The following is a 16,446-nucleotide window of genomic DNA, read 5'->3' as shown; positions in this document are numbered from 1 at the left end:
GGCTCGGTGAAGAAGCGATGACCGAGCTGCCGGAGGTCGGCTCCCGGGTGAGTCTGCGCTACCGGCTGCCGGCGGACCCGGACCGGCCGATGACCGATGTCGTGGGCCACATCGTGGACTCCGACTCCGCAACTGTGGTCCGGATCCGCACCCGGCACGGCGATGTCGTCGAGGTGGATATCGAGGATGTGCTGGCCGTCCGGGTGGTGCCCGAGATGCCGGTGCGTACCGGGCAGATCCGCAACCTCGAACACGCCGCCGCGCTGGCCTGGCCCGGAACCGAGCAGGAGTGGCTCGACGGCTGGCTGCTGCGCCACGGCCGCGGTGTCACCCGGCGCGCGAATTCGGCGGTGCCGTTGCGCTTCTCGTCGTTCAGTGAGATCACGGCGGTGGCACAGTGGTATGCCGAGCGCGGGCAACCGGCCGTCGTGTCCGCCCCGGACCGGCTGATCCGACTGCCCGACGGTGTGGTAACCGATGCCGAGAACTTGGTCATGACAACGGATGTCGAGGGTTCCGGCAGGTCGGAGGTGTCGGTCGCAGCGGCGCCCGATGCAGCATGGTTGCAGCTGTACCAGCGGGATGTGCCGGTCGACGTCCTCACCGCGACGGTGGGGGGCGAGGTCGGATTCGGCACCTTGGCCGGCGCGGCCGTGGGACGGGTGGCGGTCACCGAGGCGCCGGACGGCACCCGATGGGCCGGTATCTCGGCGGTGCACGTTTCGGAGGGCTCCCGCAGACAGGGCCTGGCACGCCGGCTGTGCCTGGGGCTGCTGGACTGGGCGCACGCGCATCGCGCCACCCGGGCGTATGTACAAGTGGTCGAAGACAATTCCGCTGCCCGCGCGCTGTATGACGCGATGGGCTTCCGGGTGCACCACCGATCGCGCTATGTCCGGGCCGAGGACCTGCTGGGCGCACGCGGTCAACCCGGGCGCACGTAGGGTTGCCGCATGCGCCTGGCTACCTGGAACGTCAACTCCATCCGCGCCCGGGTCGACCGTGTGACCGACTGGCTGGAACGCGCCGACGTCGACGTGCTGGCCATGCAGGAGACCAAGTGTTCCGACGACCAGTTCCCGACCATGCCGTTCGCGGCACTGGGCTATGACGTGGTCCACTGCGGCGTCAGCCAGTGGAACGGCGTGGCGATCGCGTCCCGCGTCGGCATCGACGACGTCCAAGTGGGGTTCGACGGCCAGCCCAGCTGGAGTGACAAGCCGGAGGTCGAGGCCGCCGCCGAGGCCCGCGCGCTGGGCGCGACGTGCGGCGGGGTCCGGGTGTGGAGCCTGTACGTCCCCAACGGGCGCACCGTGGACTCGCCGCACTACACCTACAAGCTGGAATGGCTTGCCGCACTGCACGACACCGCGGCGTCGTGGTTGCGGTCCGACCCGCAAGCGCCCATTGCGCTGGTCGGGGACTGGAACATCGCGCCGGTTGACGACGACGTGTGGGACATCTCGCTGTTCCAGGACAGCACGCACGTCACCGAACCCGAACGGGCTGCCTTCGCGGCCGTCGTCGCGGCCGGGTTCGCCGATGTGGTCCGGCCGTTCACCCCGGGACCGGGCACGTTCACCTACTGGGACTACACCCAGCTGCGATTCCCGAAGAACCGTGGAATGCGCATCGACTTCATCCTGGGCTCCCCGGCGCTGGCCGAGCGCGTCGTCGGTGCCGAGATCGCCCGTGACGAACGCAAGACCGGCAAGAACCGGGTCGGTTCCCCCAGCGACCACGCTCCGGTGGTGGTGGACCTGACCGACTGACGCACGGAAACGGGGCCGCCTCCTTGAAGGGAGACGGCCCCGTGTTCACCACCGGACGGTCACGTCAGGTCGGCCTCTTCGGGCCTTACACCGAGACTTGTTGTGCGCCCGACTACTTCACGTCGACGTAGTAGACGCTGGCACCGGTCTTGGTGTTCTGGTAAGTGCGGTCGTAGCGGTAGTCGCGGATGGTGCCGCGGATATCGCCACCTTTGTGGATGCCCACGACCGAGGCTTCGCTCAGCGGGGCTCCGGAGAGGCGGTTGACCACCACCCGGTGGCCCTGGGCCTCCAGCTGAGCGATGGTGGTGTCGGCGTTGCCGGCACTCGGGGCGGCCAGCGTCGGCGCGGCCAGCCCGAGGGTGGCTGCGGACAATCCGGCGGCGGTGGCGATGGTGGCGATGGTGGCGTTCTTCATGGTTCTGCTCTTCCCTGTGTCGGGGTCGGAGCCGTGGAGCGTGTCGCGCGGTTTCGACTTGATGGTGGTGGTTCGTTCTGCTCGATCTTGCGATCTGACCCGTTAAACCAGCAGGTCAGGCAGATAATTCCGATGGCAGAAATTGAACGGTCGATGGCAGAAACACAGCGATGAGATTTGTCGGCGGGGCTGATTACCATCGCTCACATGTTCGACAGATCGCATCCGCACCCCCAACCTCCCCGCCGCGACCTGGCCGCGTGCATCGCCGGCTCGGCTCCGCCACCCGCCCACCATCGGCCGTGCGTGGAGCGCCGGTGAAAATCCTTGTGGCCACCGAACATACGCAGGGAACACATCCCGGGGATTATCACTTCTGCATCGAACGGGAACTGGTCTGGATCCAGGACCCGTGCGACCGGGACCGCCGCGACCCCGACGGCCCGTGCGGCTGCGGGCGGGGGTTCGCCGGCGCGGCCTCCCATCGTGCCACCACCACCGCGATGGTGGTGCAGACGGAGATGAGCCGCGACGACCTGATCCTCGCGTTCACGACCAGTCTGGGCGACGGCGGTTGGCCTGTCTCCTGGGCCGAAGGAGTTGCCGACGACAATCTCGAGATTGCCGCACAGCTTCCGGTCGGTGCGATCATCACTCGCCGGCTGGAGAACTTCTTCGTCCGAGGGGCCCTGTTCTAGACACGGACCTGCCTGCTGAAGCTGCGCCCTGTTCCCTCCCTGTTCCCTAATGACGGGTCCCTGCGCTAGCGTGGCACCCGTCACCGACGCGGGAGTGCGTACCGAGCGCGCTGAGAGGACGGGTAGGCCCGTCGACCGTACGAACCTGACCGGGTAATGCCGGCGTAGGGAGAAGAGATTTCACATGTCTGATGTCACCGCTGCGACCACTGACACCAGTGCGACCACTGTCACCGATGTCACCACCGGCCCGATCCAGGGCAGCACCAAGGTCTATCGGAACGGGGTCCCGTTCCGTCGGGTGAACCTCACCAACGGTGAGCACCTCGACCTGTACGACACGTCCGGCCCCTACACCGATGGCAGCGCCGTCATCGACCTGGACACCGGCCTGCCCCGCCGGCAGGTCACTCGTGACCGCGGCACCCAGTTGCAGCGGGCCCGGGCCGGGGAGATCACCGCCGAGATGGCGTTCATCGCCGAACGAGAGGGCGTGCAGCCCGAACTCGTGCGCGACGAGGTGGCGCGCGGCCGTGCGGTCATTCCGGCCAACCACAACCATCCCGAGGCCGAACCGATGATCATCGGCAAGGCGTTCGCGGTGAAGATCAACGCCAACATCGGCAACTCGGCGGTCACCTCCTCGATCGCCGAAGAGGTCGACAAGATGGTCTGGGCCACCCGTTGGGGCGCCGACACCATCATGGACCTGTCCACCGGTCGCGACATCCACCAGACCCGGGAATGGATACTGCGCAACTCGCCGGTACCCGTGGGCACCGTCCCGATGTACCAGGCCCTGGAAAAGGTCGGCGGCGATCCGGTCAAGCTCAACTGGGATGTCTACCGCGACACCGTGATCGAACAGTGCGAGCAGGGTGTCGACTACATGACGGTGCACGCGGGCGTGCTGCTGCGCCACATCCCGCTGACCGTCGACCGCGTCACGGGCATCGTCTCGCGCGGCGGGTCGATCATGGCCGCGTGGTGCCTGGCACACCACAGCGAGTCGTTCCTCTACACGAACTTCGAGGAGCTCTGCGGGATCCTCGCCCGCTACGACGTCACGTTCTCCCTCGGTGACGGCCTGCGTCCCGGATCGATCGCCGATGCCAACGACGCCGCCCAGTTCGCAGAGCTGCGCACGCTGGGAGAACTCACCGCCATCGCCAAATCCCATGGCGTACAGGTGATGATCGAGGGACCCGGCCATATTCCGATGCACAAGATCGTCGAGAACGTGCGCCTGGAAGAGGAGCTTTGCGACGAGGCCCCGTTCTACACGCTGGGTCCGCTGGCCACCGATATCGCACCGGCCTACGACCACATCACCTCGGCGATCGGTGCCGCGATCATCGCCCAGGCCGGTACCGCCATGTTGTGTTATGTGACGCCCAAGGAGCATCTGGGGTTGCCCAACCGCAAGGACGTCAAGGACGGCGTCATCGCCTACAAGATCGCGGCCCACTCGGCCGATCTGGCCAAGGGCCATCCCCGGGCACAGCAGCGCGACGATGCCCTCTCCCGGGCACGATTCGAATTCCGTTGGGAGGACCAGTTCAACCTGTCGCTGGACCCGGACACCGCCCGGGAGTTCCACGACGAGACACTGCCCGCCACCCCCGCCAAGACCGCCCACTTCTGCTCGATGTGCGGTCCGAAGTTCTGCTCGATGCGGATCAGCCACGATGTTCAGGAAGCCATGAAGGAGAAGTCCCGCGAGTTCGCCGAACAAGGCAACCAGGTGTACCTGCCGGTCGTGACGACATGACGTTCCTGCCTTTGACCCCGCCGGGTCAGACGCCGCTGCGGGTGCTGACCATCGCCGGGTCGGACTCCGGCGGCGGCGCCGGCATCCAAGCCGATATGCGCACCTTCGCGCTGCTCGGCCTGCACGGGCTGGTCGCGGTCACCGCGGTCACGGTGCAGAATTCGGTGGGCGTCAAAGGCTTCCACGAGATTCCGCTGGACATCGTCGCCGGTCAGATCGAGGCGGTGGCATCGGATATCGGGCTGCAGGCCGCCAAGACCGGCATGCTCGCATCATCGGACATCATCGAAACGGTCGCCGATACCTGGACGGCCGAGGGACTCGACGGCACCGTTCCGCTCGTCGTGGACCCGGTGTGTGCATCCATGCACGGTGATCCGCTGCTGCATCCCAGCGCCCTGAATGCCCTCCGCGACAAGCTGTTCCCCCTCGCCACGCTGGTCACGCCGAACCTCGACGAGGTCCGCCTGATCACCGGGGTCGAGGTGGTCGACCCCGACAGTCAGCGCGACGCGGCTCGTGCCCTGCACGCACTGGGCCCGCAGTGGGCGCTGGTCAAGGGTGGACATCTGCGCTCGTCGTCGCAAAGCCCCGACCTGCTGTTCGACGGCACCGACTTCCACGAGTTCGACACCACCCGAATCGACACCGGGCACGACCACGGCGCCGGGGACACGCTCGCCGCCGCGATCGCCTGCGCGCTGGCGCACGGCCACACGGTGCCCGAGGCTGTCGCGTTCGGGAAGCGCTGGATCACCGAGTGCCTGCGGGCGGCATACCCGCTCGGCCACGGCCACGGTCCGGTGTCCGCGCTGTTCCGCCTCACCACATGATTGCGGCATGCTCACCCGATGAGCTTTGATACCGCTCTCGACGAGATCGCGGGTGTCGCCCATGAACCCGACGGCACCCCGGCGGGCGTGGTCGCGCTGACCCACGGTGCGGGCGGCAGCCGGGAAGCACCGATGCTGCGCGCGCTCGGTGACGAGTGGGCCCGGCGGGGCTGGCTCGCGGTGCGCTACAACCTGCCCTACCGGCGGCGCCGACCCAAGGGCCCGCCCTCCGGTTCGGCCGCCACCGACATCGCCGGCATCGTCGAGGCGGTCGCCACCGTGCGCGGCCTGGCCGACGGTCCGGTCATCGCCGGTGGCCACTCCTACGGCGGGCGGCTGACCTCGATGGCTGTCGCCGACGGATTGGCGCTCGACGTGCTGACGTTGTTCTCCTATCCACTACACCCACCCGGTAAGCCCGAGCGCGCCCGCACCGAACACCTGCCGCGCATCGCGGTGCCGACCGTGTTCACCCATGGCACCGCCGATCCGTTCGGGACGCTCGACGAGATCCGGCTCGCGGCAGCGTTGGTCGCGGGCCGCACCGAGATCGTCGAGGTCACCGGCGCCCGGCACGACCTCGGCTCCAGGCGGCTCGACGTTCCCGCGCTCGCGGTCGACGCCGCCCTGCGCCTGCTGCGCTGAGCTATCGTCGCTGGGTGACCGTGCCCCCGCCGGGCGGCTACCCCCCGCCGCCCCCGCTGCCCTACCCGGGTGGCCCCGCTCAGCCGTACTACCCGCCGCCGCCCCCGCGGACCAACTGGTGGGCCATCGTGTCGCTCATCTTCGGCATCATCGGTGGTGTCGTGGTCAGTCTGGTCTGCGGCATCGTCGGCCTGAACAAGGCCAAGCAGTATCGGAGTGGTCGCGGGATGGCGATCGCGGGCATCGTGCTGTCGGTGGTGTGGTCCATCGGAATCGCGGTGGTGATCGTCGCGGCGGTCACCAACGACAGCGTCAGCGCAACGAACGTGCAGCTGGGCGACTGCCTGGCCGAGATCCCGGACGGGGAACGGGTGGTCAACGTCAGAACCGTCAGCTGTGACGAGCCGCATGCCGGCGAAGTGTTCGCCGTGCTGACCCTGCCCGACGGCGATTTCCCCGGTCAGGCTGCAGTCGAGGCTTACCACGAAGAATGCGGGCCTGAGCTGCACAGTTACTCGCAGCGATCGGTGACCGACGACTCGGTGCAGCTCTACGTGCTCTATCCCACCGCGGAGACCTGGGCCGACGGCGACCGGGCGGTGACCTGCATCGCGACCTTCGACGCCCCGCGCACCGGTTCGATCAAGGACTGAGATTTCGCGGACCTCGGGTACCGTTGCGCCATGACTTCGGAGCACTTCGACGCGGTCATCGTGGGAGCCGGGTTCGCGGGAATCGGTGCTGCCATCCAGCTCAAGCGGATGGGCATCGAGGATTTCGTGATCCTGGACCGGGAGCAGGACCTCGGTGGCACGTGGTACGTCAACCACTACCCGGGACTGGCCGTCGATGTGCCCACGACGACGTACTCGTACTTCTTCGAGCCCAACCCGAACTGGTCACGGCTGTTCTCCACCGGCGCCGAGATCAAGCAGTACGCCGATGACGTCGCCGACAAGTACGACGTGCGTCGCCATATGCGTTTCGGGGTCGTGGTGGAGGGCGCCCGCTGGGACGAGGACGCCACGGTGTGGCGGGTGAACCTTGCCGACGGTGCGACGCTGGAGGCGCGGTATCTGATCACCGCGACCGGATTTCTATCCCAGCCGCACATGCCCGACATCCCCGGCATCACCGAGTTCGACGGCCGGATCATCCACACCACCGCCTGGGACGACTCCTACGACCCGGCCGGCGAGAAGATCGCCGTCATCGGCACCGGGGCCACCGCCGTACAGCTCATCCCGGAGCTGGCCAAAAAGGCCGCCGATCTGACCGTCTACCAGCGCACCCCGATCTGGGTGGTGCCCAAGCTCGACTTCGGCTTCTCCGAACGCGCGAAGCGGCTGTTTGCCCGGTTCCCGTTGACCCAGCGGCTGATTCGGGCCGTCACCGACACCATCTACGAGCTCATGGTCTCGGTGGCGGTGCTGCACAACCGCCAGACCCGCGGCCGATTCAACATCGCCGCGGGCGATCTGGCCAAGATGCACCGCTTCGCCACCATCCGTGACAAGGAGTTGCGGGCCAAGCTGACACCTGATTACGACTTCGGCTGCAAACGGCCCACGTTCTCCAACAGCTACTACCGCACCTTCACCAAATCGCACGTCCATCTGCAGGACAGCGGCATCGCGCGCATCGAACCCGACGGCATCGTCGCCAACGACGGCACCAAGACCAGCATCGACACCTTGGTGCTGGCCACCGGTTTCGACCTGTGGGAGGCCAACTTTCCTGCCATCGAGGTCATCGGCCGGGAAGGACGCAACCTCGGCAAGTGGTGGCGCGAGACCAGATTCCAGGCATACCAGGGTGTGTCGATGCCGTACTTCCCGAACTACCTGTCGCTGGCCAGCCCGTATGCGTTCCTCGGTCTGAACTTCTTCAACACCATGGAATACCAGATGCGGCACATGGACCGGCTCTTCGGCGAGGTGAAGCGCCGCGGAGCGACGACGTTCGAGATCACCGAGGAAGCCAACAGCCGCTATCTGGACCGGATGACCGCACTGCTCGGTGATTCACTGTTCACCAACGGCAGCTGCGCCACGGCGCGCTCGTACTACTACAACCCGGCCGGCGAACCCACCCTGCTGCGGCCCACCTCGACGAAACTCGCGATCCGGGAGGCGTCCGACTTCCCGATCAGTGACTATTCGATCGTCTAGTATCCGCCTGTGCCCAAAGAAAACTCGCGTGCCGCCAGCGCAGCCGGACTGCTCCTCGCCGGGGCCGGAGTGTCCCATTTCGTGGTCCCCCAGCTCTACGAAGGCGTGACGAAGTCGGCGTTCCCGACCGACACCCGCCGGCACGTCTACATCGACGGTGCCATCGAGACCGCCGTCGGTGTCGCGATGGTGTCCCAGAAGACCCGCACGTTCGCGCTCGTCGGGCTGGTGCTCTACCTGCTCTATCTGGGCGGCAACGTCGCCCGTAACCGGTAGCGGCCACCGAGGTCACCCACCGGCACCTTCCCGTCCGGGCCGCTCATCGAGACTGTGGCCACGGCGGTACTTCCGGCCCAAACCCCGCCGTGAGCGCAGTCTCAACGCGTCCGCGCGGCCCACGCCGTCACGACTGGCGGCACACGGCGCGATGGTGTGTAGTCGCTGAATGGCATTCGCGTGGCGTTATGTGAGCTCGAGGTCCGACCCGGATTTCGTGGTCGCACCCGAGGAACGTCTGAGCTGGCCCCGCACCGTGGGGCTGGGGGCCCAGCATGTGGTCGCGATGTTCGGTGCGACATTCCTGGTGCCGGTACTCACCGGCTTTCCGCCGGCCACCACGCTGCTGTTCTCCGGCGTCGGCACCATCTTGTTCCTGGTGATCACCGGCAACCGGCTGCCCAGCTACCTGGGATCGAGCTTTTCGGTCATCGCGCCGATCGTGGCGATCGAGGGCGCAAACCGGATGGGCACCGCGCTGGGCGGCATCGTGGCGCTCGGGCTGACGCTGACGGTGATCGGCGTCGTCGTGCACTTCGCGGGCAGCCGCTGGATCGACCTGGCGCTACCGCCGGTGGTCACCGGCGCGGTGGTCGCGCTGATCGGGTTCAATCTGGCGCCCACGGCGAAACTGAACTTCGAGGCCGACCCGCTGCTCGCGTTGGTGACTCTTGTCCTGCTGGTCGCGGTGCTGGCGTTCTTCCGCGGCATGATCGGCCGGCTCGCGATCGTGCTCGCGGTGCTGACCGGGTACCTGCTGGCGCTGTTCCTCGGGCGTCTCGATCCCGATGCGGTCGCCGCGGTGTCCGCGGCGCCCTGGGTCGGGCTGCCCGAGTTCCAGGCGCCGACGTTCTCGTTGTCGGTGCTGCCCCTGTTTCTGCCTGCGGTCATCGCGTTGGTGGCGGAGAACATCGGCCACGTCAAGTCGGTCGGCCAGATGACGAAACGGGATATGGACCCGCTGCTGGGTCGGGCATTGGCGGCCGACGGGGTCGCGACGACGCTGGCCGGTTTCGGTGGCGGATCGGCGACGACGACCTACGCCGAGAACATCGGCGTGATGGCGGCGACCCGGGTGTACTCGACGGCCCCGTACTGGATCGCGGCGCTGGTGGCGATCGTCCTGTCGCTGTGCCCGAAGGTGGGTGCGGTCATCGCAGCCACCCCCAGCGGTGTGCTCGGGGGTGCGACCGTGGTGCTCTACGGTCTGGTCGGGATCATCGGTATCCGGATCTGGCTGACCAATCACGTCGACTTCGCCACACCGATCAATCAGATGACCGCGGCCATCCCGCTGATCATCGGTATCGCCGACTTCACCTGGAGTGCCGGAGATCTGACGTTCACCGGCATCGCCCTGGGTTCGATCGCGGCGCTGCTCATCTATCACGGCATGCGGATGCTCGGTTTCAGGCAGGGTCGAGAAGAGCCGACGGACCGCGACTCATCAGCTGCCTTGCCACAATGAGGCGCTGAATCTCGCTGGCCCCCTCCCAGATTCGTTCGACGCGCAATTCGCGGAACATTCGCTCGGCGACATTCTCGCGCATGTAGCCGCGGCCTCCGAAGATCTGCACCGCGCGGTCGGCCGCCCGGCCCGCCATTTCCGAGCAGTACAGCTTCGCCATCGACGCCTGCCCGTGCAGCGTTTTGCGGTCCAGTCCCGCGTCGATCGACCTGGCCACCTCGTAGAGCATGGTGCGCGCGGCGAACAGTTCGGTGGCGGTGTCGGCGAGCATGCCGGCCACCAGTTGATGTGCGCCGAGCGGGTGCCCGTCGACGATGCGGTCCCGCGCGAACGCCGTGACGTCGTCGAGCAGTCGCTGCGCGGCCCCGACGCAGCGCGCCGCGACCATCATTCGCTCGAACCGGAACCAGTCCTGGGTGAAGGTCATCGGACCACCCTCGGTCCCGACCAGATTGCTCACCGGCACGCGTGCCGAGTTGAACGCGACGATGGGGTGTTCGTCACCGATATTGTGCGAATACTTGGGTGTGCGAACGACTTCCACGCCGGGCCAGGGCAGGTCCACCACGAGCAGCACGTGGTCTCCGGCATGCGGGCCGTCGTCCAGTACCCCTTCGACGAAGACGTAGTCCGCCAGGTTGAAGGAAGTGACGTGCCATTTAACCCCGTCGATGACGTACTCCTCGCCGTCGCGGCGCACGGTGGTGCGCAGCGCCGAGACGTCCGATCCCGCGAATTCCTCGGTGATCGCGTACGCCTCGTGTTTGTCTCCGCGCACTGTCGGGAGCAGCCAGCGCTGCCGCTGGTACCCGGTGGCCACCTCGGGCCACCATTGCGGCGGGGTGGCCATCACCCATCCGAGCCCGTTGGTGACCCGGCCGCACTGCTCCTGGACCAGGATCTGCTGCAGGGCGGTGCATCCGCGGCCGCCGACGGAGGCCGGCATGTTGGTCGCGTACAAGCCCCGTGCGATCGCGCGCGCCCGGTGCTCGGCAGTGACCTCCTTGGGCAGGACTCCGCCGGCGAGTTCGGCCTCGACCTCGTACGGCATCAAGGATTCGACGAATTCCCGGGCGGTTTCGCGGATGCGCTCATCCTCGTCGGTCAGGCCGTACATACCGCCGCCTCCCTCTTGACTGAGCGTTCAGTCTATGTCAGCGTTTCCGGATATGACCAGCATCCGCAGCGCCGACGTCGTGGTGGTCGGTGGTGGAACGGTCGGGGCGTGGACTGCCGTGCTGCTCGCCGAGGAGAGTGGGCTCGACGTCGTCCTGTTGGAGGCCCGCACCCTCGGCGAGGGCGCAAGCAGCCGCGCCGCGGGCATGGTGCGCGCGCAGGGCGGTACCCAGACCGCGATCCGGCTCGGGCTGCGCAGCCAGGAGTTCTACGCGCACAGCGGTGACCGCTTTCCGATCGACTGCGGATTCGTCCGGCAGGGCTATCTGATGCCGTGCTTCACCGCGGTCGAGGTGGACCAGGCTCGGGACCGGATCGCCCTGCAGCGCTCACTCGGCCTGCAGGTCGAGTGGTGGTCGAGCACCGAGGTGGACAGCCGCGGAACCGGTTTGGCCACCGGTGTCACCCTGGGCGCCTCGTACGCGCCCGGGGACGGGTACATCGACGCCCCCCGCAATGTGCTGGCCTACACCGCGGCGCTGACCGCGTGCGGGGTCGAGGTGCGGGAACGGTGCGCGTTCACCGGTCTGCGGGTCTCCGGCGGGCGCGTCGTCGGCGTCGACACCGCCGACGGGCCCATCGACACCGGGCGGGTGGTCCTGACCGGCGGCCCGGAGCTCGCCGAGGTCGGCGCCCGGGCGGGCGCACGGATCCCCGCGGGCGGCACTCGGCACCAGGTGGTGGTCACCGCCGCGCTGACGCGCGAGGTGACCGAGCTGCCGATGGTGTTCGACGTCTCGTCGGGCATCTACTGGCGGCCCGGCGACGCCGGCGGTCTGCTCTGGGGCATGAGCAACCCCGACGAACAGCCGGGTGCGTCAACTCATTTCGACATCGACTACTACCGCGTCGCGCGCCGGCGGTTGGAGCACCTGTTCCCCGCGGCCACCGGTCTCGGACTGCAACGCATATGGGCCGCCACCATCGACTACACGCCCGACCACCTGCCGATCCTGGGCCCGTTGCGCACCGAGGACGGGCCGATCGAGGGCGCCGTCGTGGCCAGCGCCGCCGGGCACGGCATGATGTGGGGACCGGCGGTCGCCCAGGTTGCCGCCGACCTGACCGAGTCGGGTCACTGCAACTGGCTCGATCTCGACGACCTCGGGCTCGATCGCTTCGATGCCGACGGCAACAGCCGACTGGCACCGGAACCGATCTCCCTGCCGTTCCCCGAGACCGCCTACGAGAGGACGCCCCGATGACCCCGGCTGTACTCACCTCGCTGCTCCCCGGCGCGGCGGACGCCGAGTTGGAGGACTGGGGTCCGCTCACCGAGGCCACCGGGGCGCCGATGGCTGTCCACGGCGTCGAGATGTGGGTTGACGGTGCCAGATCGGCGGGAATCTGGCAGTGCTCGCCCGGACCGTCCTATTGGCGGCAGGAGGAGAACGAGGTCATCTATCTGCTGTCGGGCCGGATGACGGTCACCCCCGACGGCGGCGATCCCCTGGACGTGAACGCCGGTGACATCGCCGTGTTCCCGCTCGGGTGGGCCGGCACCTGGGTGATCCACGAGACCGTGCGCAAGGTCTACGTGGTGTTCTGAGTCCCGATCTGCAGCACGTCGACGGCGACCGTGCCGGTCGGGGACACGATCACCGGGTTCGCCTCCACCGCGTCGTAGACGTCGGCGAGGTCGACCGCCATCCGGCCGAAGGCGGCCACGACATCGGCCAATGCGCCGATATCGGCCGGCGGCGAGCCGCGCCATCCATCGAGCAACGGGCGAATACGCAGGGAATCGAGTAGTTCGTGCGCCCGGTCGACCGACACCGGAGGACAGGCGAGGGCCCGGTCGTCGAGCAACTCGACCAGTGTGCCGCCGGCCGCGACCACCACCAGGGGCCCGAACGCCTCGTCCCGGACGAACCCGACCGACACCTCGATGCCCGCCGGCGCCATCGCCGACACGGTGACCCCGGGTCCGAGAGCACTCATGGCGGTGTAGGCCCGACACAGCTGGTCCTGGTCGCCGATATCGAGCACGACCCCGCCTACGTCGCTCTTGTGTTGTGCTGCAGTCGTTTTCACAGCGACCGGGTATCCGATGGCGGCGGCCGCAGCGAGGGCGCCGGCCAGGCTGTGGGCGGTACGGGTAGGCACCACCGGAATTCCGTAATGCGCGAGCAGCTCGAAGCCGGTGGCCCGGGGAGGGCGTCGGTCGCCCGAGTGCGGATCCGACGAGGGTGGATACCAGGGCGGGTCGACCGGCAGCGGCCAGCGGGCGAGGTGGCCCATTGCGGCGACGCCACTGCGCACACTCTCCAGCACCGCGACTCCGTGCTCGCGGAGCCGCCGGGCGGTCGCCCGGTCGACGGCGGACGGCACGGACGTCAGCACCGCCAGTGCGGCATCGGTGGCCGCGCGGACGTCGAGCACCGCATCCGCGTACGCGGTGTCGCCGTCGAACTCGGTGACGAGGTCCACCGCCAGGGCGGTCACCGCGACAGCGGGGTCGTCGGCCATCGCGCGCAGGCAGACCCCGAACAGGCTCCGGGTGTCGGCTCCGGTACCCCACACGTCGAGCGGATTGGACGGCGCCAGTCCGTCGTCGAGCCGGTCACCGATCCTGGTCAGCGTCTCGGGCGACAGCTGGGCGAACCCCACCCCGAGGTGGTGCGCGAGGTCGGCGGTCAGAGCCCGTTCGGCACCGGAATCATGGACGGTCGCGATCCCACCCCGCCGTGATCGCCGCCTCGCCGCGAAAAGCTCCACGGTGTCGGTGAACTCGGCCATATCGGTCACGTGCACGGCGCCCGTCGATGTACAGAACGCGCGCCACGCGGCGCTCTCGCCGGCCAGCGCACCCGAATGCGCGGCCACCATCATGCGCCCCGGCGGTGAGACGCCCACGGTGAGGACGACGACAGGGACGTCGCACTCGGCGGCGCGCAGCAGCGCCCGTCGTAGCCGCGGAAGAGCCCGCGGCGTCTCCAGCAGCAACGCGACGATCCGGGTGTCCGGGTCGTCGAGGGCGTGGTCGAGGTAGTCCGCGGTGTCGGTGACCAGCTCCTGCCCCGAGGACACCGCGAGCCGAAAACCGAAGCCGCGGTTGGCCCGAAGCATGGTGGAGAACGCCGACCCGGAGTGGGTGATGAGGGTGATCCCACCCTCGGCGAGCGGGTAGGGCTCCAGGTAGCCCAGGGCGCGGACACCGGCGGGAACGTTCACGAAACCCATGCACCCCGCGCCGCACAACGCCATCCCGGCTTCGGTGGCGATGGCGGTCAGTTCCGCGCGCAGTCCGTGCGCGGAGCCGAACACCACCGCCGAACGCACCCCGGCGTCCGCCGCCGCGCGCAGCTGGGCGATCAGGGCCGCATCCGGCACCCCCAGCAACGCCAGATCGACCTCCCGGTCGAGCTCGGCCAGCGTTGCCGCGCAGGGCAGATCGCCGATCCGGCGGTGGCGCGGGTTCACCAGCGCAACCTGCGGCGCGCCCCGCATGGCCTCGATGACCATCCGCTCACCGAAGGTGCCCGACCTCGGACTGGCGCCGACCACGGCGATGGACCGGGCGCCCAGCATGGCCGCGACGGCCGCCGCGCGATCGTTCATCGCCTCCAGAAGCGCTTTCTCCCGTCCGCCAGTGCTGCCCGCGCGGCCTGCCATCCCGGAATCCCGCACACCCCGCCGCCGGCGTGGGTACCCGAGCTGCCGTTGTACAGGCCCTCGACCGGCGTGCGGTAGTCCGCGTAGCCCGGCGCCGGGCGCATGTGGAACAGCTGCTCCAGCGACAGCTCGCCGTGGAAGATGTTGCCGCCCAACAGACCGTATTCCTGTTCCATCTCGTAGGGCCCGACGATGTCGCGGTGGGTTATCGACGCCTTGAAACCGGGGGCCACCTCGTCGTAGAGATCGATGAGCCGGTCGGCATACGCGTCGAGCTCCTCGGTGTGCGGGGCGTCGGCCCATTCGGCGGGAACCCACTGGGTGAACAGCGACATGATGTGCGTGCCATCGGGATTGAGGGTCCTGTCCAGCGTGGTCGGGATGACGCCGTCGCTGAACGGGCGCAGGGCCGGTCGGCCCAGCCGGGCGTCCTGGAACGCGGCCTCGATGTAGTCCATCGTCGGCGCCATCTCGACCGATCCGGTGTGATGTTCGGCGACACCGCTGCTGGGATCGGCGGTGAAGTTGGGCAGCTGTTCGAGCGCCAGGTTGATCTTGACCACACCGCTGCGGGTCTTGTAGCGCTCGATGTCGGTGACGAAGTCCTCTGGTAGCTCGTATCGCGGAATATGTTCGAGGAAAGCGGTTTTCGGGTGCAGAGTGGTGACCACGACCGGGGCGTGGATCTCCTCGCCGGTGTCGAGAACGGCGCCGCGGACGCGGCCACCGCCGACCAGAAGCCGGACGACCCTGGCGTTGGTCCTGATCTGGGCGCCGAAGGCGCGTGCCGACGCGGCGATCGCCTCGGAGACCGCGCCCATCCCGCCTTCGGGATAACCCCAGCTGCCCAGCTGCCCGTCACCCACGTCGCCGATCGAATGGTGGGCCATCACGTAGGCGGTGCCGGGTTCGTAGGGGCCCGCCCACGTTCCGATCACCCCGTTGACCGCGAGCGCACCTTTGATCTGGGGTGACTCGAACCAGTCGTCGAGCAGATCGGCGATGCTCATGGTGAGCAACCGGGTGACGTCGGCGGTCATCCGGGTGGAGATGCCCCGCTGACTCCACACCAGCTTGGCGAGATCGAGCAGGTCCGACGGTCGGCGCGAGCCGATGTTCGGTGGCACCTGGGTCAGCAGCGGGCCGATGACTTCGGCGATCCCGGCCAGCCAGGCGTTCCACTCCGGCCAGGTGTCGGCGTCCTTCTTCGACCACTTCGCCAGCTGTTCGTAGGTTCGCGCGGGATCGTCCTCGTAGATGATCAGTGACCCGCCCTCGGGAAACGCCTGGTAATAGGGGCCCATGGGGTGCACCGTGTAGCCGTGGCGCTCGAGGCCCAGTTCGCGCACGATCGTCGGGGGCATCAGGCTCATCACATACGACAGCCTGGTGACCCGCAGTTGCGGCGCGTCCGGCCAGGGGGCCTCGGTGGTGGCGGCCCCGCCCACCGACCCGCGCGATTCCAGCACCAGGGTGCGCGCACCCGACCGGGCCAGGTACGCAGCGGATACCAGCCCGTTGTGCCCGCCGCCGATGACGAGGGCGTCGTACTCGTTGGCCATGACAGACCTCTCGACTGGGTTTGACTGACTGTTCAATCTAA

General features: G+C 68.2%; 16 protein-coding genes and 1 riboswitch. Of the genes, 12 read left to right on the top strand and 4 right to left on the bottom strand.

Features of this window, described 5'->3' with window-relative positions; genetic code table 11:
- The first annotated feature begins 17 nt into the window (after positions 1-17).
- A complete protein-coding gene (locus ACNUDN_RS02925; RefSeq protein WP_419120553.1) occupies positions 18-944 on the top strand; it encodes an N-acetylglutamate synthase, CG3035 family in 927 nt (308 codons plus the stop codon).
- Positions 945-953: 9 nt separating this feature from the next.
- Positions 954-1,772 (top strand): exodeoxyribonuclease III, encoded by an 819-nt coding sequence (locus ACNUDN_RS02920; protein WP_419120552.1) that lies wholly within the window; start codon positions 954-956, stop codon positions 1,770-1,772.
- Positions 1,773-1,884: 112 nt separating this feature from the next.
- On the opposite strand, the gene ACNUDN_RS02915 is transcribed toward ACNUDN_RS02920, so the two are convergent.
- Entirely contained in the window at positions 1,885-2,190 is a 306-nt protein-coding gene (locus ACNUDN_RS02915) for a hypothetical protein (RefSeq protein ID WP_419120551.1), read from the bottom strand.
- 317 nt (positions 2,191-2,507) lie between these two features.
- Here ACNUDN_RS02915 and ACNUDN_RS02910 point away from each other — a divergent pair, with 317 nt between their 5' ends.
- The 8 genes from ACNUDN_RS02910 to ACNUDN_RS02875 all read left to right on the top strand — a co-directional run bounded on the left by ACNUDN_RS02910 (position 2,508) and on the right by ACNUDN_RS02875 (position 10,052).
- The gene (locus ACNUDN_RS02910; RefSeq protein ID WP_419120550.1) at positions 2,508-2,888 is read left to right on the top strand and encodes a DUF7715 family protein; all 381 of its coding nucleotides are present in this window, start codon (positions 2,508-2,510) and stop codon (positions 2,886-2,888) included.
- Positions 2,889-2,966: 78 nt separating this feature from the next.
- A riboswitch (TPP riboswitch) is annotated at positions 2,967-3,076 on the top strand.
- The gene (gene thiC, locus ACNUDN_RS02905; protein ID WP_419120549.1) at positions 3,073-4,659 is read left to right on the top strand and encodes a phosphomethylpyrimidine synthase ThiC; all 1,587 of its coding nucleotides are present in this window, start codon (positions 3,073-3,075) and stop codon (positions 4,657-4,659) included. Its footprint overlaps the riboswitch before it by 4 nt.
- Complete coding sequence (gene thiD / locus ACNUDN_RS02900; protein WP_419120548.1) at positions 4,656-5,492, top strand: bifunctional hydroxymethylpyrimidine kinase/phosphomethylpyrimidine kinase; 837 nt, start codon at positions 4,656-4,658, stop codon at positions 5,490-5,492. Before thiC ends, thiD begins: the two co-directional genes overlap by 4 nt.
- An 18-nt stretch (positions 5,493-5,510) precedes the next feature.
- Positions 5,511-6,137: an alpha/beta hydrolase family protein gene (locus ACNUDN_RS02895; protein WP_419120547.1), complete on the top strand. Its 627-nt coding sequence runs from the start codon at positions 5,511-5,513 to the stop codon at positions 6,135-6,137.
- 14 nt (positions 6,138-6,151) lie between these two features.
- Positions 6,152-6,790, top strand: coding sequence for a DUF4190 domain-containing protein (locus ACNUDN_RS02890; protein ID WP_419120546.1), 639 nt, complete (start codon positions 6,152-6,154; stop codon positions 6,788-6,790).
- Between the two features lie 30 nt (positions 6,791-6,820).
- Positions 6,821-8,308 carry a flavin-containing monooxygenase gene (locus tag ACNUDN_RS02885; RefSeq protein ID WP_419120545.1) on the top strand — a complete coding sequence of 496 codons (1,488 nt, stop codon included), beginning with the start codon at positions 6,821-6,823 and terminating at the stop codon, positions 8,306-8,308.
- 9 nt (positions 8,309-8,317) lie between these two features.
- Positions 8,318-8,584, top strand: a complete 267-nt coding sequence (locus ACNUDN_RS02880; RefSeq protein WP_419120544.1) for a DoxX-related protein — start codon at positions 8,318-8,320, stop codon at positions 8,582-8,584.
- Between the two features lie 169 nt (positions 8,585-8,753).
- Positions 8,754-10,052, top strand: coding sequence for a uracil-xanthine permease family protein (locus ACNUDN_RS02875; protein ID WP_419120543.1), 1,299 nt, complete (start codon positions 8,754-8,756; stop codon positions 10,050-10,052).
- Here the strand turns inward: ACNUDN_RS02875 and ACNUDN_RS02870 are convergent.
- Positions 9,994-11,169 (bottom strand): acyl-CoA dehydrogenase family protein, encoded by a 1,176-nt coding sequence (locus ACNUDN_RS02870; protein ID WP_419120542.1) that lies wholly within the window; start codon positions 11,167-11,169, stop codon positions 9,994-9,996. The two genes, ACNUDN_RS02875 and ACNUDN_RS02870, sit on opposite strands and share 59 nt — an antisense overlap.
- 34 nt (positions 11,170-11,203) lie before the next feature.
- Here ACNUDN_RS02870 and ACNUDN_RS02865 point away from each other — a divergent pair, with 34 nt between their 5' ends.
- Positions 11,204-12,433, top strand: a complete 1,230-nt coding sequence (locus ACNUDN_RS02865; protein WP_419120541.1) for an NAD(P)/FAD-dependent oxidoreductase — start codon at positions 11,204-11,206, stop codon at positions 12,431-12,433.
- Positions 12,430-12,777, top strand: coding sequence for a cupin domain-containing protein (locus tag ACNUDN_RS02860; RefSeq protein ID WP_419120540.1), 348 nt, complete (start codon positions 12,430-12,432; stop codon positions 12,775-12,777). Before ACNUDN_RS02865 ends, ACNUDN_RS02860 begins: the two co-directional genes overlap by 4 nt.
- Here ACNUDN_RS02860 and ACNUDN_RS02855 read toward each other — a convergent pair.
- Both ACNUDN_RS02855 and ACNUDN_RS02850 read right to left on the bottom strand, forming a co-directional pair.
- Positions 12,762-14,843, bottom strand: coding sequence for an acetate--CoA ligase family protein (locus ACNUDN_RS02855; RefSeq protein WP_419120539.1), 2,082 nt, complete (start codon positions 14,841-14,843; stop codon positions 12,762-12,764). The genes ACNUDN_RS02860 and ACNUDN_RS02855 overlap by 16 nt on opposite strands.
- On the bottom strand, positions 14,786-16,405 hold the full coding sequence (locus ACNUDN_RS02850) for a phytoene desaturase family protein (protein ID WP_419120538.1): 1,620 nt from the start codon (positions 16,403-16,405) through the stop codon (positions 14,786-14,788). Before ACNUDN_RS02850 ends, ACNUDN_RS02855 begins: the two co-directional genes overlap by 58 nt.
- Positions 16,406-16,446 lie beyond the last annotated feature (41 nt).

Origin of the sequence: Mycobacterium sp. smrl_JER01, from assembly GCF_048513595.2 — a bacterium.
Lineage (GTDB): Bacteria > Actinomycetota > Actinomycetes > Mycobacteriales > Mycobacteriaceae > Mycobacterium.
Note: the sequence above shows the minus strand (reverse complement) of the source record. Positions and strands in the feature narration are given on the sequence as shown.